The organism is Tritonibacter horizontis (assembly GCF_001518015.1).
Lineage (GTDB): Bacteria > Pseudomonadota > Alphaproteobacteria > Rhodobacterales > Rhodobacteraceae > Epibacterium > Epibacterium horizontis.
Map to the genome: position 1 here is coordinate 17,460 of NZ_LPUY01000071.1, position 17,186 is coordinate 34,645.

At 62.7% G+C, this 17,186-nt stretch carries 15 protein-coding genes; 6 read left to right on the forward strand and 9 right to left on the reverse strand.

The window, feature by feature from the left end:
* Window positions 1–16: 16 nt before the first annotated feature.
* The 5 genes from pdxA to TRIHO_RS23720 are packed head-to-tail and all read right to left on the reverse strand — an operon-like array spanning window position 17 to window position 5,828.
* Window positions 17–997 carry a 4-hydroxythreonine-4-phosphate dehydrogenase PdxA gene (pdxA, locus tag TRIHO_RS11960; protein ID WP_068243740.1) on the reverse strand — a complete coding sequence of 327 codons (981 nt, stop codon included), beginning with the start codon at window positions 995–997 and terminating at the stop codon, window positions 17–19.
* Window positions 994–2,271, reverse strand: coding sequence for a peptidylprolyl isomerase (locus TRIHO_RS11965; protein ID WP_068243743.1), 1,278 nt, complete (start codon window positions 2,269–2,271; stop codon window positions 994–996). The genes pdxA and TRIHO_RS11965 overlap by 4 nt, the downstream gene beginning before the upstream one ends.
* Entirely contained in the window at window positions 2,256–4,481 is a 2,226-nt protein-coding gene (locus TRIHO_RS11970) for an LPS-assembly protein LptD (RefSeq protein WP_068243746.1), read from the reverse strand. The genes TRIHO_RS11965 and TRIHO_RS11970 overlap by 16 nt, the downstream gene beginning before the upstream one ends.
* Window positions 4,465–5,571: an LPS export ABC transporter permease LptG gene (gene lptG, locus TRIHO_RS11975; protein ID WP_068243749.1), complete on the reverse strand. Its 1,107-nt coding sequence runs from the start codon at window positions 5,569–5,571 to the stop codon at window positions 4,465–4,467. The genes TRIHO_RS11970 and lptG overlap by 17 nt, the downstream gene beginning before the upstream one ends.
* Window positions 5,568–5,828: a hypothetical protein gene (locus TRIHO_RS23720; protein ID WP_131811199.1), complete on the reverse strand. Its 261-nt coding sequence runs from the start codon at window positions 5,826–5,828 to the stop codon at window positions 5,568–5,570. The genes lptG and TRIHO_RS23720 overlap by 4 nt, the downstream gene beginning before the upstream one ends.
* 214 nt (window positions 5,829–6,042) lie before the next feature.
* Here TRIHO_RS23720 and TRIHO_RS11985 point away from each other — a divergent pair, with 214 nt between their 5' ends.
* Together TRIHO_RS11985 and TRIHO_RS11990 are read left to right on the forward strand one after the other, a co-directional pair.
* Window positions 6,043–7,515: a leucyl aminopeptidase gene (locus tag TRIHO_RS11985; protein ID WP_068243755.1), complete on the forward strand. Its 1,473-nt coding sequence runs from the start codon at window positions 6,043–6,045 to the stop codon at window positions 7,513–7,515.
* Between the two features lie 7 nt (window positions 7,516–7,522).
* Window positions 7,523–7,987: a DNA polymerase III subunit chi gene (locus TRIHO_RS11990; RefSeq protein ID WP_068243756.1), complete on the forward strand. Its 465-nt coding sequence runs from the start codon at window positions 7,523–7,525 to the stop codon at window positions 7,985–7,987.
* A 48-nt stretch (window positions 7,988–8,035) separates the two neighbouring features.
* On the opposite strand, the gene TRIHO_RS11995 is transcribed toward TRIHO_RS11990, so the two are convergent.
* The 3 genes from TRIHO_RS11995 to TRIHO_RS12005 are packed head-to-tail and all read right to left on the reverse strand — an operon-like array spanning window position 8,036 to window position 11,151.
* On the reverse strand, window positions 8,036–8,617 hold the full coding sequence (locus TRIHO_RS11995; RefSeq protein WP_068243757.1) for a retropepsin-like aspartic protease family protein: 582 nt from the start codon (window positions 8,615–8,617) through the stop codon (window positions 8,036–8,038).
* A gap of 57 nt (window positions 8,618–8,674) precedes the next feature.
* Complete coding sequence (locus tag TRIHO_RS12000) at window positions 8,675–9,298, reverse strand: MarC family protein (RefSeq protein ID WP_068243758.1); 624 nt, start codon at window positions 9,296–9,298, stop codon at window positions 8,675–8,677.
* Window positions 9,295–11,151 carry an ABC-F family ATP-binding cassette domain-containing protein gene (locus tag TRIHO_RS12005; protein WP_068243761.1) on the reverse strand — a complete coding sequence of 619 codons (1,857 nt, stop codon included), beginning with the start codon at window positions 11,149–11,151 and terminating at the stop codon, window positions 9,295–9,297. The genes TRIHO_RS12000 and TRIHO_RS12005 overlap by 4 nt, the downstream gene beginning before the upstream one ends.
* A gap of 169 nt (window positions 11,152–11,320) precedes the next feature.
* On the opposite strand from TRIHO_RS12005, the gene TRIHO_RS12010 reads away from it, so the two are divergent.
* From TRIHO_RS12010 to ndk, 3 genes are all read left to right on the forward strand, one after another.
* Entirely contained in the window at window positions 11,321–12,910 is a 1,590-nt protein-coding gene (locus tag TRIHO_RS12010; protein ID WP_068243770.1) for a DUF2235 domain-containing protein, read from the forward strand.
* Window positions 12,911–12,976: 66 nt separating this feature from the next.
* Window positions 12,977–14,188 (forward strand): Bcr/CflA family efflux MFS transporter, encoded by a 1,212-nt coding sequence (locus TRIHO_RS12015; protein WP_068243764.1) that lies wholly within the window; start codon window positions 12,977–12,979, stop codon window positions 14,186–14,188.
* 157 nt (window positions 14,189–14,345) lie between these two features.
* Entirely contained in the window at window positions 14,346–14,768 is a 423-nt protein-coding gene (gene ndk, locus TRIHO_RS12020) for a nucleoside-diphosphate kinase (RefSeq protein WP_068243767.1), read from the forward strand.
* A 115-nt stretch (window positions 14,769–14,883) separates the two neighbouring features.
* Here ndk and TRIHO_RS12025 read toward each other — a convergent pair whose 3' ends face one another.
* Window positions 14,884–15,219, reverse strand: coding sequence for a TfoX/Sxy family DNA transformation protein (locus TRIHO_RS12025; RefSeq protein ID WP_068243773.1), 336 nt, complete (start codon window positions 15,217–15,219; stop codon window positions 14,884–14,886).
* A gap of 372 nt (window positions 15,220–15,591) precedes the next feature.
* Between TRIHO_RS12025 and TRIHO_RS12030 the strand changes: the two genes are divergently transcribed.
* On the forward strand, window positions 15,592–16,911 hold the full coding sequence (locus TRIHO_RS12030) for a glycosyltransferase family protein (RefSeq protein WP_068243775.1): 1,320 nt from the start codon (window positions 15,592–15,594) through the stop codon (window positions 16,909–16,911).
* The last annotated feature ends 275 nt before the right edge of the window (window positions 16,912–17,186 follow it).

Consider the following 17,186-nt stretch of genomic DNA (forward strand, 5'->3'; position numbering starts at 1 on the left):
CGGCAAGATCAGCGGATCACAACGGCCGGGCGGCCGCCATCGTCTGCGCCATCTTCAAGGCCTCGATCAGGCTGGAGGGGTTGGCGCGGCCTTTGCCGGCAATATCAAACGCGGTGCCATGGTCGGGCGAGGTGCGAATGAAGGGCAGCCCCAGCGTCACGTTGACGCCCTTGTCGAAATCAAGCGTCTTGATCGGGATCAACGCCTGATCGTGGTACATGGCGATCACTGCGTCATAGTTTGCGCGGGCGGCCGCGTGAAACAGCGTGTCGGCCGGGTGGGGGCCTGTCAGGGCGATGCCGTCTGCGCGCATCTGCACGATCAGTTCGTTGATCCAGTCGAGTTCTTCTTGCCCCATGGCGCCGCCTTCGCCGGCATGGGGGTTCAGGCCGGCCACCGCGATACGTGGGGCGTTTATTCCAAACTGCGCGGTCAATCCGCGTGCGGTGATCGTGATCACGGACCGCAGCACATCCGGGGTCAGGGCGGTCGCCACATCCCGCAGTGGAATATGGATGGTTGCAGGCACCACGCGCAGTTGCGCGCTGGCAAGCATCATCACCACATGATCGACACCGGCCAGTGCGGCCAGGAATTCGGTATGGCCGGGATAGGCAAAACCGGCGCCATCAATCAGGGCCTTCTTGTGGATCGGTGCGGTGCAAATTGCCGCAGCGGCCCCGTTTGCCACCAGTCCGACGGCGGTTTCGATGGCACGAATGACACCGGTGGCATTGCGCGGATCCGCACGTCCGGGGGTCGCGTCTCCATCAAACGCAATGGGCATGACAGGCAGGGTTTGGTCACAGATGTCCAAGGCCTGCGCCGGGGTGTCGACCAACGTGAATTCGGTCCCCTCGGGCAGGTGACGCGGATCACCGATCCAGACAAACGGACAGGCGGACCGGAGCTTTTGCCATGCGGCGACAGCGATTTCAGGTCCGATGCCTGCCGGCTCGCCACAGGACAGTGCCACAACCTGCGGCACATCGGTCATTTGTATTCGATCCGCGCGTTGGCCTTGAGCTGTTCAACAAGACTGTCCGCCAGGGCGTTCAGGCGCTGCTGCACCAGCGCGTTTGCGACGTTGCTGCGGGCATCTTCCTGATTGGCGTTGATCTCGCTCGTGCGGCCACAGAGCATGACCAGAAGCAGGGTTTGGCCATTGTCGCGGGTGATTTCCGTCGCGGTTTCACCCGGATCGAGTTTGGCCAGCGCCAGCGCAATGTCCTTTGGAATGGCGCCGGGCGCCTCGGAGCTGCGCGTCAGCACCGCCGGGTCCTGATCCTTTGCGATGCCATACAGGTCATCGCAGGTGTCAATCTCGCTCCGTATTTCGTTGGCACGGGCCAGCGCCGGGGCTGTCAGGCCGCCGGGGATACGGTAGGTGGCATATTCGATGGCCGCGAAACGGGCGCTGCGACCGTCCACTTCGCGCAGGCCGCGCATTCTGAACAGGGCAAGCGCGCCGGGAAGCGGCAGGGGCTGGGTGATCTCGCCATTGTCCAGACCCAGCACAACTTCCTGCAATTGTGGCGGCAGTTGTGTCAGCGAGACCCAGGGCAGGCGACCGCCGTCGACGCGGCTGTCCGCGGCAGAGAACTGCGCCGCAGAGGCCGAAAACGCGGCTTCTGTCTCGACCGCAGCGATCTGGGCTGCCAGATCCTGCACCTGGGCCGCATTCTCCTGGTTCATGGGAATGATGATTTCCGACAGCAGAACCTGCACCCCGCCGGAGCCCGCAGCCCCCATCGCGCGATCAATCTCCGCTTCGGTCGGGCGCGCCTGTGAAAGGAAACGGCCCCGGATATATTCCCGCCACGCAAGCCCGGCGGAGGAAAAGTCGCGCACGGTTTCCGGTGCGACACCGGCCTGCTGCAGGCGGGCCAGGAAATCTTCCAAGGTCAGGTTTGCACGTCCGGCCAGCTCACGCATGCCTTCGGTGATTTCCTCTTCGGTCAGCGACAGCCCGATCTCTGCCACCACGGACCGCTTCAGCCGGTCCTCGATCAGATCGTTCTGCGCGGCCTCGATCGGGTCACCCTGAGCGGAGCCGAGCACCGACATGAACAGCGCGCGCTGTTCAAGTTCGAAGGACGTAATCACATCTTCGTTGACGACAATCGCCGGGGAAAACAGCCCCTGGCCCACTGCCCGCGATGTGGAAGCGACAAGGGTGAGCGACAGTGCCACAGCGCCAAGGCCGACAGCCTTGCTGGTCCAGTTGATCAAGGCCCGGATGGCCCGGCGGGAAATTACGTTGTCGTGCATGATCGCCTGCTTGTTGTGGTGTCGCTTTTGACAGAAAAGCCATTGAGCGACAGTGTAAATCCGAAATCGGTCGAAGGCTCAACACTTGTCGTGGAGGTATACCGACGGCTGAGCGAGAGGTTGAGGGTAACGCATTCGTTGCGATAGGTCAGGCCAAGACCGGCGCGGGTGGCGCGTTCGTCCGTGATGTCATAGCGCATGTCGGCGCCGATTTCCCAGGTCGGGGACAGCGCGTAAGAGCCATCGACCCAGAGTTCCGAGGTCTCCGTATCGCGCTCTTCTGCGGCATCTTCCTGCAGCCAGAGGTAGCTGCCCGCAAGCGACATCCGATCCCGCGTGATATTGCCGCGAAACTCCGCCTTGGACACCGACCATTCTTCGTCGAACAACCCGCGCGCGGTCAGGGTCATCGTGCTGCCAAGGCCGATCTGACCGGCAATCAGAACGTTGGAGTTGCGCCCGTCCAGACCGGAACTTGAGGTGAAGCCGGGCTGGGTCGCAGAGCGCAGGATTTGCGCGACGGTGGCGGTTGCCTCCCAGCCGGAGGGGGCGAAATGGCCGAAACTGGCACCATAGACAAGGGCAAACCCGTCCTCGCGGGCGTCGGCTTCGGGAAAGCGCGAGAGCGCCAGCAGATTGCCCTGATCGAATTCGGAGATATTGCTGGATTCGTTGGGGACATCATCGCCGCTGATATGGGTCCAGCCCAGCTGCACGATGGGTTCAAGCATCTGCACGGCACCGGATGCGGTTTGGCGCTGCATCGGGCGGCGGAAGGTCACGGCGGCCTTCGGGGTGGCGCGGTTTGCTTCGTTGTCAAATACCGCGTCATCCGACAGGGCAAAGCTGTCCAGCCCAAGCCCCGCGATGACGGAGGTCTCGACGCCCCAGGGCAGGACCCAGCCACGAAGCCAGGTGATATCTGTGGAGATCCGGGTCACGTCCCGGCCATTGGCTTCTGTCGCTGTCGCGTTCAGCGATGACCCGCGATTGAACCGCGCCATGTCCAGGGCCAGGCGCAGCTCGCCTCCGATCCGTTTGGGAAACAGCCGCTGTTCAATTGTGCCGCGCAGGCTGGTGGCGGGGACAAAATCCTGGTTCTCGGTGTCCCGGAGCGATTTGAAATCATAGGCGCTGAGTTCGATCAACTGATCGCGGCGGACTCGGCTGACCGAAACTTCAGAGCGCAGCCGGTCGGTGTCGGAAATATCGTAATCCGCCAGATAGGCGTTGTCGGAAACCGTTCTGAGATCGAAGTTGAGCCGATAGTCGCGTTTCAGCTCGAATGTGCCTTCGGCAAAGAGATAGCCACGCCCGTCGTTGGGCTGAATATCATCCCGGCTGAACGCGCCGGTGACCTCGATTTGCCCGGTCCGGAAAGCCTGCCGGTACCTCAGGTCCAGCGTTCTGGTTTTGGCAGAGATATAGGGGGTCACCGTCAGGTCCCGGTGCGGCCCGACAGTAATGAAATACGGCAGCTTCACGCCAAACCCGAGGTTTGAGGAGCTTGACAGCGACGGGATCAGAAAGCCGCTGGCGCGGTCCAGTGTCGGGTCGGGCAGACGCAGGGCGGGAAAGTAGAAAACCGGAACGTCTTTGATCCGCAACTGGGCATGTTCAAGATAAAGCTGGCGTTCCTGTTCATCATGGGTGATCCGTTCGGCCCGGATCTGCCAGAGCGGAGCGCCGCCGTTTTCACAGATATCGCAAGAGGTTACAGATGTCTTGTAAAGTTGAAGGTAGCGTCCTTCGACGCGGGTCATCTGCAAGGCGGCCAGTTGCACCTGTTGTTCGAACACCAGTCGCGCGCCACGCAGGATGCCATTGCGCAGACCATTGTCCAGCTCTGCCGCATCCGCCAGAATGGTGACTTGCCCGTCGCCCTGATCAATGCGGATGGGACCGGCGATGTTCAAGACCCCCGACTGTCGGTCGTAGACAATGCGCGCCGCCTGCAGGCGCAGATCGCCCTGAAACGCCTCGACATTTCCTTCGGCGATCAATTTGCGGTCGGGTGAGACAAAGACCCGGTCCGCGACCAGCATGGCTGGTGTCTCGGCCGGCTGCTCTGCCGATGCGGTTCCGGCGCGTGACGTCGCACCGGATTGGGCCAGGGCCGGTGTGCCGGCCGCCAGGATCAGACCCAGAGGCAAGACCGCCAAGAAAAACGAACACCGCCGCGTTTGGGTAAAGTTAACCGTCTTCGGCATGCAGGAGCAGTCCCATCGTCAAGAGTATCGAAGCTACGGGAGGCGCCCAGGCCGCCAGCAGAACCGGAATCTGGCCGTTTTCTCCCAGAATCCGAGCGAAGTTATGGACGAAGTAAAGCGCAAACCCAAGCATGACGGAGGTCAGCACCGCAACGCCCGTACCGCCCAGACGCGTGTGCCGCATGGTAAAGGCGGCACCGACCAGCACCATGGCGACCAGAAACAGCGGCCGCGCCAGCTCGACCTGGAACCAGACCCGGAAACGCGTCGTTGAAAACCCGGCTTCAGAGAGCGCCTGGATCGTCTGCGGCAGGTCATAGATCGAGATCCCTTCGGCAAACCCGATGGTGTCGCGGATACGTTCGTTGGTCAGCGTGGTCGGCAAGCGCAGGGTTTCATACCGACGCGCGCCCTGTTCCGGATTGACGCCCACCACAAGCTGCCAGACCTTGGCATTGCGCAAAACCCAATCCTGTCCGTCAAGCCAGGCTTCTTCGGCGATGGTGCGGCTGACCGGTCCACCGTCGGGCGCATAGGTCAGAATGGATACGTCATAGAGGAACAGATCGTTGGCATCGCCACGGTAATTGGCGGCGTGGATCACCGATTGCCCGTTCTGGCCGCCCTGTCGCAACCACAGACCTTCGCCGGTCAGCGACACCGCCGCCGCCGCGCCCGGATGGCGGTAGCTTTCGGCCAGCTCCTTGTAGCGGTTCGCGGTCGCTGCCACCATCGGGTTCAGGGTGCTGACCGCAAGCCCACCAATGATCAAGGCAGCCACCACCGGGGGCAGCAGGGCGCGAATGCCGGATCGCCCGATGGCGCGGGTCACCACCAGCTCGCTGCTGCGGGCCATACCGACAAAAAGCACGATGGTTGTCAGGATCATGATCAGCGGCAAGAATTCGCTCAGCGTGCCCGGCGCATTCAGCAGCGTCAGCCCCAGAAGCTGGCCAATACTCAGATCCTGGGCGTCAAACCGGCGAAATTGTTCGCTGAGATTGATCAGCATCACAAGGCTCATCAGGACGCTGGTAATGACCGCGAACCATTGAAAGAAACGTCTGGCGTAATAGAGATCCAGGATCATTGCAGATGTCTCGCCATAGCAGGCAGAGGCAGGCCACCACCCGTAGGGGCGCGCCGATCCGGCAGGGCGATCCGGCCCGCCAAGGCAGGGATTTGCGCGAAAATCCAGTGGCTGGCAAAGCTCTGGCGCCATTGCGCCAGACCGCGTCGACGCTGGCCGGATGGCAGCCCGGTGCGCAGCGCAAACCCCGCACGAGCGGCTTTGACGCAAACGACCAGCAGATCGTGCGACAGGCTATTTCCGTCGGATTGAGACACCCGATCCCCCCATAGATCTTGCGTGCAGCAGTTAGCGCGGACCTTAGAGGATTTGTGAGAGCGGGAAAACTGCATTCTTCTCCGGTGGATGCCAGTCGGGACCGGACATGCTTGATGCTCTGGTATTCGGCGCACACTCCGGCTACCTCTAGAGCAGCAAAGACGCGTCGGCCTGTCCGACCCCTTATTTTCTGATGATCCATAGGAGAGCTGTATGAGCGCGCCCACCCCGATCCGTTTTACCCGCTACGATCCCAAATCCCTGGCAGAAATCGAGGGACATCTGGCGATTGTGGTGACGCCCGAAGGCACCATGGATCAGGCCGCCCGCAGCGCCAATCGTCTGACTAAAGGGGCGGTGGCGCGGTTGATCGCATCGGACAGCTTTGCCAAGGCAAAGACCGGTCAGGTGGTGACCCTGGCCTGGCCTGCGGGTTTGGCGGCGGAGGCCCTGCATGTGCTGGTCCTGCCGCGCCGTCTGGATCAGGCGACAGCTCGCAAGGCCGGGGCGAAACTGGCAGAGGCACGCGGCAGCGCGGCGCTGACAGTCAAGGCCGGCAATATGACCCGTGCTGCGGATCTCAGCCTTGGGATTGCGCTGCGTGGATACAGCTTTGACGCCCATAAATCCGCCAAGAGCGATGAGCTGGGCGAGGTGGTCATCTGCCACAACAAACCGGAAGAGATCGAAGCTGCCTATCAGCCGCTGCAGGCTGTCGCCGAGGGCGTCCATATGACCCGCAATCTGGTCAACGAACCGGCCAACGTGCTGACCACTACCGAATTTGCCTCCCGTCTGGCGGATATGACAAAGATCGGCCTGGAGGTTGAGGTCCTGGAGGAAGCGGAGCTGGAAAAGCTCGGCATGCGCACGCTCCTTTGTGTCGGCCAAGGCTCCGCCAGCCCCTCCAAGGTGGTGGTGATGAAATGGAATGGCGGCGCCAAGGATGCTGCGCCGCTGGCGCTTGTGGGCAAGGGCGTCGTGTTTGACACCGGCGGCATCTCGTTGAAGCCTGCGGCGGGCATGGAAGACATGACCATGGATATGGGCGGCGCGGGCGTTGTTGCCGGCACCATGCGCGCGCTGGCCCTGCGCAAGGCAAAGGCCAACGTGGTCGGTCTGGTCGGCCTGGTCGAGAACATGCCCTCGGGCACCGCGATCCGTCCGGGCGACGTGGTCACATCCATGAAGGGCGACACCGTCGAAATCATCAATACCGATGCCGAGGGGCGGCTCGTGCTCTGCGATGTGCTGTGGTACGCGCAGGAGCGGTTCAAACCCGCGGGCGTGATCGACCTCGCGACCCTGACCGGGGCGATCATCATCGGTCTGGGCCATGACAACGCGGGCGTGTTCTCCAACGACGACACGCTGTGCAATGCTTTCCTCAAGGCGGCCGCGCAGGAGGACGAAGGCGCCTGGCGGATGCCGCTGGGGCAGAGCTATGATGACCAGCTGAAATCCAACATCGCCGATATGAAAAACGTCGGGGGCCGACCGGCCGGCTCGATCACCGCGGCGCAATTCCTGCAACGCTTCATTCAGGAGGGGACGCCTTGGATCCATCTGGATATTGCCGGTGTCGCCTCGGTCAAATCCAATACGTCCTACGCGCCCAAGGGGGCGACAGGCTGGGGCGTGATGGCGCTGAACCGTCTGGTTCAGGACACGTACGAGGACCTCTGAGAGATCCATGGGGGCTGCGTATTTCTATCATCTGACACGACGACCGTTGCAGGACACGCTGCCGCTGTTGCTCGACAAGGCCCGTGGCGCAGGGTGGCGCATTGCGGTGCGTGGTCGTGACCCGGATCGTCTGGCCTGGCTGGATGATGCGCTCTGGCTGGGGGGAGAGCTGAGCTTTCTCCCCCATGGCCTCGCTGGGGGGGCGCATGATGCGCTGCAACCGATCCTGCTGACCACCTCATCCAAGGCCGCCAATGCACCGTCCTGCGTGATGAGTGTCGACGGCGCCGAGATTTCCCCGCAGGAAGTCGAAACGCTGGAGCGGGTCTGCATCCTCTTTGATGGCACCGACCCGGACGCGGTGCAGGCCGCGCGGGTGCAATGGAAAACGCTGACGGCGGCAGGCTGCGCGGCGCAATATTGGTCAGAAGAGTCTGGCCGTTGGCAAAAGGTTTCAGAAAGCGCAGGGTGACGGCCCGGCCCCGGCCCGGCCTGCGTCCACAGCAGAAATGCCAGCCGGTCAGCGCGTCAGGATCAACCTGTTGTTGTTGATTTCAAATCCGGAAAAGCGCTGCAGATACCCCATCCCAAGCAGGGATTGTTCCAATTCACCCTCATTGACCCAGGCCGCGACGTTGCGGTCGGTCACCGGGCCCAGCTCAACGGTCTCCAGCTTGACGCGGGCAGTGCGCACCTCGCCATTTGCCGTCATGGCCCGGCCAAGAAAGGCAAGGTCGTCGGTTTCCAACCCGACCCGCTCGGCCGCTTCAGCATTCAGCACCATCTGGCTGGCGCCAGTGTCGACGAGGAAATCAACCGGTTCACCGTTGATCGTCAGGGTGAGGTAATAGTGGCCATCCGGGGCGCGGGGGACCGTGATCTGGCCGGTGTCGGCCAGCACCGACTGTTGCGGCATCAACGTCGAGCGGATGTCGCCCCACAGCCCGTAGGCGGCGATCACCCCGAGAAAGATCAGCCCCCAGACCGCAAGCTGCTGCGCGGTCTTGCCCAGCGACTGGCGGTTCTGGACGAACACCCAGAACCCGACCGCAGCCAGGAGTACAATCAAATAGACCAGATGGCCGATGGTGTCTGATGTCATAGGCGCGCGCCCTCCCTCAGTGGCACCTAGGTATTGCGCGCGGCGATGTCTAGCGCTCTAGCTGGCAAAGCCGAAAGCGCGCAGACCTTCCAGGACGAATTGCACGGACAACGCCGCCAGCAGCATCCCCAAGAGCCGCGTGGCCACGTTGATCCCCACTGGGCCAAGCAGCCGCTCCAGCAGGCCGGAAATCGAAAACAGGCCCAGCATCAGCGCAATCACGGCAACCACAATCGCCATGACCGTCGCCAGCCCTTCGATGCCGGGATGCTGCCCGGTCAGCAGGATGACCGTCGCAATCGATCCCGGTCCGGCGATCAGCGGGATCGCCATGGGAAAGACCGAAGGATCATCCTCCGGTTCGATCTCGTCGCCCTGGTGCTGCCGTCGCGCGGTGCGGCGTTCAAACAACATGTCCAGCGCCGTCAGGAACAGCAGGATGCCCCCGGCAACCCGGAATGCGGGCATTGAAATGCCGATAAAGCCCAGCACGCTTTCCCCAAAAAGCGCAAAAGCAAAGAGGATGCCAACACCTGTCAGCGACGCCCGGATCGCAATGGCGCGGCGCTGCTTGGAGGTCATACCCTGTGTCAGCGCCAGAAAGACTGGCGTCAGCCCGATCGGGTCGATAATCACAAACAGCGTGACAAACGAGGTGATCAGGAACGCCGTGTCGATCATTGGGCCTCTGCCACCTCCAGCTTTTCAAGCGCCTTCATCCACATGGCTTCGGCCCGCTCCAGGGCTTCGATGCATTCGGCGTGTTTCTTTTGCCAGACTTCCACGCCGCCGACCTTGCCCTTTTCGTAAAGTTCGGGATCTGCGAGCTTTTCGTCAAGCTTTTCGCGCATTTCCGACAGTTTTTGCACGCGGCCTTCGGATTTGCGCACCTCCGCGCGCAGCTCCAGCAGCTGGTCACGGGTGACACGCTTGGGCTTCTTTGCCGGTTTGGGCGCCGATTTCGATGCCGGTTTGTCGCGCGACAGCAGCATGTCGCGATAGCTGTCAAGATCGCCATCATAAGGCGACACCGTGCCGCCGGACACCAGCCACAGCCGGTCCGCCACCATCGACAACAGGTGCATGTCGTGGCTGACCAGAATGACCGCGCCGCTATAGGCGGTCAGCGCATCGACCAGCGCTTCGCGGCTTTCGATATCAAGGTGGTTGGTCGGTTCGTCGAGGATCAGCATATGGGGCGCGTCGATGGTGGCCAGCAGCAGCGACAGCCGCGCCTTTTGCCCGCCCGACAGCCGCCCGACGGCGGTGTCCGCCTGATCGGCCCGCAGACCAAACCCGGCCAGCCGCATCCGCCATTTTCCGGGCGCCTCGTTCGGGCGCAGGCGGCGCAAGTGCTCGATCGGTGTCTCGTCGACATACAGCTCGTCCACCTGGTGTTGCGCGAAATAGCCGATGCGCAGCTTGGACGACCGCACCATTTTTCCCGAAATCAGCGGCAGGCGATCCGCCAGCAGTTTTGAGAGCGTCGATTTACCCTGACCGTTCTTGCCCAACAGGGCGATCCGGTCATCCTGATCAATCCGCAGATTGAGACGGCTGAGGATCTCGACATCGCCATAGCCGGTGGTGCCGCCCTCAAGGTGGATGATCGGCGGCGACATCTCTTCGGGTTCCGGGAAGGAAAACGCCCGCATGGCGGCCTCTTGCGGGGTCGAGATCGGTTTCATCTTCTCGATCATCTTCAGGCGGGACTGGGCCTGTTTGGCCTTGGACGCCTTGGCCCGGAACCGATCGACAAAATTCTGCAGGTGGGCGCGGCGCGCGTCCTGTTTCTGCGCCTCGGACTGGGCGGCGGCGATACGCGCGGCCCGGGTCTGGGCAAAGGTGTCGTAAGTCCCCTGATACAGCGTCAGCTTGCGGTCTTCCAGATGCAGGATGGCCCCGACCGCACGGTTCAGCAGCCCCCTGTCGTGGCTGACGATCAGGACGGTATGGGGATATTTGGCGATATAGCTTTCCAGCCACAGCGCCCCTTCCAGGTCGAGATAGTTGGTCGGTTCGTCAAGCAGCAGCAGGTCGGGTTCTGAAAACAGAACCGCCGCCAGCGCCACGCGCATCCGCCAGCCGCCGGAAAAATCGGAACAGGGTCGCAGCTGGTCCACATCGTCGAACCCAAGCCCCTTGAGGATCGAGGCCGCGCGGGCCTCGGCGGACCAGGCATCTATGTCTGCCAGTCGGGTCTGGATTTCCGCGATCCGGGTGCCGTCGGTCGCGGTCTCCGATTCGGCCATCAGTGCCGCCCGCTCGGTGTCCGCCGCCAGGACCGTATCCAGCAGGGAGTCGGCGGAGGAGGGCACCTCTTGCGCGATGCCACCGATCCGGGCCTGGTTAGGCAGGCTGATGCTGCCGCCTTCCAGCGCCAACTCCCCGCGAATGATGCGGAACAGGGTGGATTTGCCGGTGCCATTGCGTCCGACAACGCCAACCTTGTGGCCCGTTGGAATGGTAGCGGAGGCGCCCTCCATAAGAGGACGGCCTTCGACGGAGTATGTGATGTTTTCGATCCTGAGCATGGCACCTCTCATGTCGAAAGCCGCGCGAAGGGTCAATGCCAATTGGACCAGGCGGCCAGAGGAGTTCACGGGTTGGCGCACCGACAGAGCATGCTACCATCCCCTTGTTTTTGACAGGTCCGGCTCTTTTGGTCCCGGACATTTTGGTTTTTGAGTGGAGGTGATTGAAATGCGCCGATTGATTATCTGTTGTGACGGGACGTGGAACACCGCCGATCAGCACGAAAATGGCACCCCAACCCCGACCAATGTGGCCAAGCTGCATTCGCTGGTTGCGGCACAGGATGAAAGGGGCACCCCCCAGATCGCCTATTACCGCACCGGTGTCGGCACCTCTGGTGGCTGGCTGCGGCGCACCCTTGGGGGCGCAATCGGGTTGCGGCTCGAAGATGACATCATGAGCGCCTATAAATTCCTCGCCGAAACTTACGAGCCGGGGGATGAGATCTTTTTGATCGGTTTCAGCCGTGGCGCTTACACGGTGCGCAGTCTTGCCGGCATGGTGTCCAATGTCGGGCTTGCCGACCTCAGGCCGGACAAACTCTCCCCCTACGAGGAGGCCTGGGACGTCGTGCAGCGGCTGATGGAGCGCTATCAGTCCAACAAGGCCGAAGACGATAAAACCGCCTTGCAGGCCGCGTTCCTCCGGGAACGTCCGATCGGTGCCGTGCGCTTTCACCCGCAGGACCAGATCGGGTTCCGGTTCATCGGCGTCTGGGACACGGTTGGGGCGCTGGGCATTCCCGACGACAAGGGGGTGTTGCGGCTGGTGCTTGGGGATCCTCGCAAACACGGGTTTCGCGATACCGAGCTGGGCCGCAATGTGGCCTGCGCCCGCCAGGCCCTGGCCATGGATGAACGGCGCCAGGATTTCACGCCCACGCTCTGGACCGACTGGGGCCCAGAGCAAGACGTGCAACAGCGGTGGTTTCCCGGCGTGCATGGCGATGTGGGGGGAAGCTATGGCGACTGCGGTCTGGGGGACCTCACCCTGGACTGGATGCTGCAAGAGGCGGTCGCTTGTGGCATGGCGCTGCGCCCCATCGCGCCGGGCCAGCTGAAACCGGATGCCTTCGCCCGCCGACATACCTCTTTCCTCGGGCTGTTTCGCTATCGACCGACCCGGCCGCGTGCGGTGCCGGAACTCTCCGGGGCGGCAAACCGTCTGGCGGATTGGACCAGTCGCACCACTTTCGACCCCTCGGTCGTCGCCCGCCACAAAACGCCGCCACCGGGAGAGAGCAGCTATTGGCCAACGCAGCTGCTGCAGCCGGGACAGCGGTGCAAGACCTATGCAAGTGCCCGGCCGCGGTGGAACAGCACCGGAATTTTTGTCGAAGGCGGCTGTACCTATCGGCTGCTGGCGCAGGGAGAATGGCTGGACGCCTCTGTCCCCGCCAGTGCCGATGGGGCCCGACCGGGGGCGCGTTTCGGCAAAATCGGCTACGCGTTGGCCGCGATCCCGGAAGGGCTGCGCCGCGGCTTGCGCCGGGTTTCGCGGTTGTCAAAGGCCGATGTGCCCTTCACGCGACGTGTCGCGGATGCCGCCTGGTTCGCCCTGATCGGCGTGGTTGCAAACGGGCAGGGGGCCAGTGAAAACGGCGAGGGCGTGGCCGACCACGAAGTGCACGTGCTGGGCCAGGACGTCACCTTTACCGTGGCGCAAAGCGGCTATCTCTATTTGTTCGCAAATGATGCATGGCACATGTATGGCAACAACGCGGGCACCCTGTCTGTCGAACTGCAGCGACTGGCGTGACCGCCACTGGCGACACCGGGGGCGCGCGCCCTTGCCGGGACCCTGATCAAAGGACGACCAGCCCGAATGAAACCACAGGCGGCGCAAAGCCCACCGACAATGATCACATTGATCTTCGCCACCGCGCTGTCGGTGCTGTCGCTCAATATGTTTCTGCCCTCCTTGCCGGGGATCGCGGCAGGGTTTCAGGCCGACTACGGCCTTGTGAACCTGTCAATCGGCGGGTTTCTCGCGATCTCGGCGGTGATGCAGATACTCATTGGGCCCCTCTCGGACCGCTTTGGTCGGCGGCCGCTCCTGTTGTGGTCTTTGGTGGTCTTTACCCTGGCCTCGATCGGCGCAGCCCTGTCGCAGAGCATCTGGGTGTTTCTGGGCTTTCGCCTGCTCCAAAGCGCGGTTGTCGTCGGTTCGGTTGTCCCGCGCGCGGCTGTGCGCGACATGTATGACACCCAAGAGGCCGCGCGCCGGCTTGGCTCCGTGACCATGGCGATGGCGCTGGCCCCGATGCTGGCGCCGATGTGCGGTGGCCTGTTGGACATCGCGTTCGGCTGGCGGGCGGTGTTCTGGTTCTACACCCTGTTGGGGGCATTGGTCTTGCTGCTGGTCTGGGGTGATTTCGGCGAGACCCATCACCGCCGCGCCCCCACCATCATGGCCCAGATGCGTCGCTATCCGCTTTTGTTCTCCTCGCGCCGGTTCTGGGGTTACAGTTTCTGTATGGCGTTTTCGGTCGGCGGGTTCTTCTGTTTCATCACCGGCGCGCCCTTGGTGGCAAAAGTGTGGTTCTCCATGAACAGCGCCCAGGTTGGGCTTGGTATCGGGGTGATTACCGGGGGCTTCATGGTCGGCAACCTCGTGTCCACGCGGCTGCTCTCGCGGCTGTCATTGCTGAGCCTGATCCTGTGCGGTCGGCTGTCTGCGTTACTCGGCCCGCTTGCAGGGTTGATGGCGTTTCACGCCGGGCAGGGGTCCGTTGTCACCTTTTTTGGGGCTGCGGTCGCCGTTGGGTTTGGCAACGGGCTGACCATGGCAAATGCCAGCACCGGTCTGATGTCGGTCCGCCCCGAGCTGGCCGGTAGCGCGGCCGGGCTGTCCGGTGCGCTGGGCGTTGGTATCGGCGCGATCATGACCACGGTCACCGGCATGGTGGTGCGGCCCGAAACGGCGCCCTTCGCGGTGCTTGGCATCATGTTGGCGGCCAGCGCATTGGCGATGCTTTCGGCGCTCTATGTGGCGTTTGTCGATGCACGCGAGGCGGCCGCTGCCGCCCGGTCGTGATGCGCGCAGGCTGGCGGCGCGGTTTGCATGTGTTGGCCGCGACAAGGCCCTTTCCATGACGCATCAGGCGTGTTACCCGGCGCCAGATCGTTGCGGATGCCACCCCGGCGCCGCATGACCGCAAGATTTACGTGAATCCCACGAAGGAGACCGCCCGATGGCACTGGAACGCACTTTCTCGATCATCAAACCCGATGCAACCCGCCGCAACCTGACCGGCGCGATCAACGCCAAATTCGAAGAAGCCGGCCTGCGCATCATCGCACAGAAGCGCATCCAAATGACCAAAGCCCAAGCGGGCAAGTTCTACGAAGTGCACGCCGAGCGTCCCTTCTACGGTGAACTTTGCGACTTCATGTGCTCCGCTCCGGTGGTTGTGCAGGTTCTCGAAGGCGAAGGCGCAATTGCCAAGAACCGTGAAATCATGGGCGCAACCAACCCGGCCGACGCGGCCCCCGGCACGATCCGCGCCGAGTTCGCGGAATCCGTTGGTGAAAACTCCGTGCACGGCTCCGACGCACCGGAAACCGCCGCAGAAGAAATCGCCTATTTCTTCGCCGGTCTGGAACTGGTCGGCTAAGCCGTTCGGCCTCGCTTGACACTGTCAGACGGGAGCTGACCGGGGCTGCCTGGTTCGCTCGTGTCTATCAAAACCGCCGCGTGGTCTGCGCGGCGGTTTTTTTTGATGTCTGCGCTTAGCCGGGTCGGCGTTCGATCACGCCGATTTCGTCCAGAATGCGATCCAGCGCCGAGCGGTCGCGATCAAAGGAGCGGGCCTTGATCGCATCGAACGTTTTGCGCAGTGCCTTTTTCTCGTCGCCCTTGCAGTCGTTCCAGGGGCGGCCTTGCAGCGCCATGACCAGAACATAATACCCGATGAAATGCGGCTTTGACCCGGTCTGCAGCATCCGGGCATAGGCCGCATCGGCGCCAATCTGGTGCAGCTCCTCAGCCGAATGAATGCCCGCGCGGGCGCAGGCCTCCTGATAGGCCGGACCAAGATAGCGAATGCTGGAAACAGGGGTGCTCATTCCTTCGACCATATCCGCCCCCACCTGAAATACCATCCTGAAAAACCAGCCTGTCCCGAACCGCCTCCCGCCAGGGCCAGAGGTCGCGCCGCCGCCGGCGATTATGTGATTCGAGTGGATCTTGGTTAATATTCTCAGAGGCTTGCCGGGATCGTTTGCCAGGAACATGGTTAATTCCCGTTAGGCCCTCGCAGGCGCGAAGATGTTATCTCTAATTCCCGTAAATTTGTGATCCACGGAGGGAAGGCCCCTATCCCAAAGGCGCAAGGCCCAACCATTTGCCCGCGACATGGCGACGGATGGATAGCGGTCATGAAGTTAGAAATCGTTTAAATCTATATGCAACGGATCACAAACAAAGCGAGGTTCAAGATGCTGCATCCCATCATTCTTGCAGGCACGCCCCTTCAGTCCAGCCCTCAGGGGGACGGTATGGTGCCCATGCATTTTGAAGATGCGCCGGGACTGCGCAGTCGGTTTGCCAATGTGGTCCGCTCCCTGACGGGGGATGTGTTTGCGGCAGCAACCGTCGTCACGACGCAGGCGTTGGCTGAGGTGGCCCGCAAACAGGTGCAGGTCGGCACCGGTATGCGGCTGATCCAGGAGCCGGAGCAGCACAAGCCAGCCGCCGCCCTGCTGAGCGCGGTCTTGACGCTGCGCGAACACCCCCAGGCCCTTGTCGTGGTGGCGCCAGCCTCCGCCGATATTGACGATCCCTGTCTTCTCGATCAGGCCCTGTGTCATGCGATCCCCGCGGCGCAGCAAGGTCAGATCGTGATGTTGGGTCAGCGCAGCAGCCGCGCCGTTCCCGGATCTGCGACCCTCGAGGTTGCCAGCATGCCGCGCGACAATGTCCCGATCCGGGTGGATCGCATTCTGCCTTCGGGGCGGCAGACAACCTTGTCGCATCTGCTGAAAGGAAACCACCAATTGAGCGGCCTCGGCATTTACGTCGCACGGGTCGATGTCCTTCTGGCCGCGTTCAAGGACCATGCCGCCCGGCTGTATCTGCCAGTAAAGAACGCGACCGACCGTGCGGTTGCAACCAACGACAGCCTTCTGCTCGATCCGGGCGCCTACCGGCGGGCGAAACCTGTCTCCTTTGAGAAGGCAGTCGCGGCGAAATCGAAAAATATCGTGGCGATCCAGACCGATACCGCCTGGCACCAGCTGCGTGCCTGGGATCGCGACGCGGCGCGCGAAACCCGAAGCGTCGCACGGGGTTTTGCCGATTGGGACGCGGATCTCGTCGAGGAAGCCGCCGCTGCGCAACCCTACGCGGCAGAGATGCGGGAGGTCTATCAGAGCTTTGGCGCTGTCGACGCCGATCAGGCTCTGGCCTCGGAGCGCAAGACTTTCGACTGGGGCATCCAGGAGGCGCTGGCGATGGGGCCGGGGTTCTCTCTGCAGCGGTTGGAAATCCACCCCGGCGCGGCTGTGGATCTGCAGGCTGGGCCAAGCACGGAACATTGGATTGTCATTCAAGGCAGTGCGCTGATTGGCTCCGGGCAGAATATGCGTCTGGTCCTGGACAATCAGAGCGCCAGAATTCCCGTCGGCCGCAGTCGTCGGGTGGAAAACCCGGGCGCGTCGGCGCTGTGTATGGTGCAGTTGCGGGTGGCACCCTCGGCCTCGCAGAACCCGGATACGCTGTCAAAGGTGAACCGTTCCTCCCCCGCCGGTGTTGCCTGAGATCAGAAGGTTTTGGTCACAACATCGGTCACTCAACGTCCCGCGCCCCCACGCGGGACGTCTTTACGTGGTCGGTGGTCGGGCTGGCAGGACTGGGGACAGCGGGCCTAGCGATTGCTGAACTGGAAACGGCGGGTCTGGCGGCCGGATTGAGGTCGGGACAGGCGGCGGCGAAACTGGAAAGCACGGCGCGTGGGGGGCCGCAAGCCTGCTGAACGACGGCAGAAATTGAATCGGCGCAGGCCGCCGGGGGGATGCGCCGATTCAATTTCTGC

Excerpts from the sequence above, each read along its gene's own strand:
- pdxA (WP_068243740.1), bottom strand. The coding sequence starts at position 997 with ATGACCGATGTGCCGCAGGTTGTGGCACTGTCCTGTGGCGAGCCGGCA.
- TRIHO_RS11965 (WP_068243743.1), bottom strand. The coding sequence starts at position 2,271 with ATGCACGACAACGTAATTTCCCGCCGGGCCATCCGGGCCTTGATCAAC.
- TRIHO_RS11970 (WP_068243746.1), bottom strand. The coding sequence starts at position 4,481 with ATGCCGAAGACGGTTAACTTTACCCAAACGCGGCGGTGTTCGTTTTTC.
- lptG (WP_068243749.1), bottom strand. The coding sequence starts at position 5,571 with ATGATCCTGGATCTCTATTACGCCAGACGTTTCTTTCAATGGTTCGCG.
- TRIHO_RS11985 (WP_068243755.1), top strand. The coding sequence starts at position 6,043 with ATGAGCGCGCCCACCCCGATCCGTTTTACCCGCTACGATCCCAAATCC.
- TRIHO_RS11990 (WP_068243756.1), top strand. The coding sequence starts at position 7,523 with ATGGGGGCTGCGTATTTCTATCATCTGACACGACGACCGTTGCAGGAC.
- TRIHO_RS11995 (WP_068243757.1), bottom strand. The coding sequence starts at position 8,617 with ATGACATCAGACACCATCGGCCATCTGGTCTATTTGATTGTACTCCTG.
- TRIHO_RS12000 (WP_068243758.1), bottom strand. The coding sequence starts at position 9,298 with ATGATCGACACGGCGTTCCTGATCACCTCGTTTGTCACGCTGTTTGTG.
- TRIHO_RS12005 (WP_068243761.1), bottom strand. The coding sequence starts at position 11,151 with ATGCTCAGGATCGAAAACATCACATACTCCGTCGAAGGCCGTCCTCTT.
- TRIHO_RS12010 (WP_068243770.1), top strand. The coding sequence starts at position 11,321 with ATGCGCCGATTGATTATCTGTTGTGACGGGACGTGGAACACCGCCGAT.
- TRIHO_RS12015 (WP_068243764.1), top strand. The coding sequence starts at position 12,977 with ATGAAACCACAGGCGGCGCAAAGCCCACCGACAATGATCACATTGATC.
- ndk (WP_068243767.1), top strand. The coding sequence starts at position 14,346 with ATGGCACTGGAACGCACTTTCTCGATCATCAAACCCGATGCAACCCGC.
- TRIHO_RS12025 (WP_068243773.1), bottom strand. The coding sequence starts at position 15,219 with ATGAGCACCCCTGTTTCCAGCATTCGCTATCTTGGTCCGGCCTATCAG.
- TRIHO_RS12030 (WP_068243775.1), top strand. The coding sequence starts at position 15,592 with ATGCTGCATCCCATCATTCTTGCAGGCACGCCCCTTCAGTCCAGCCCT.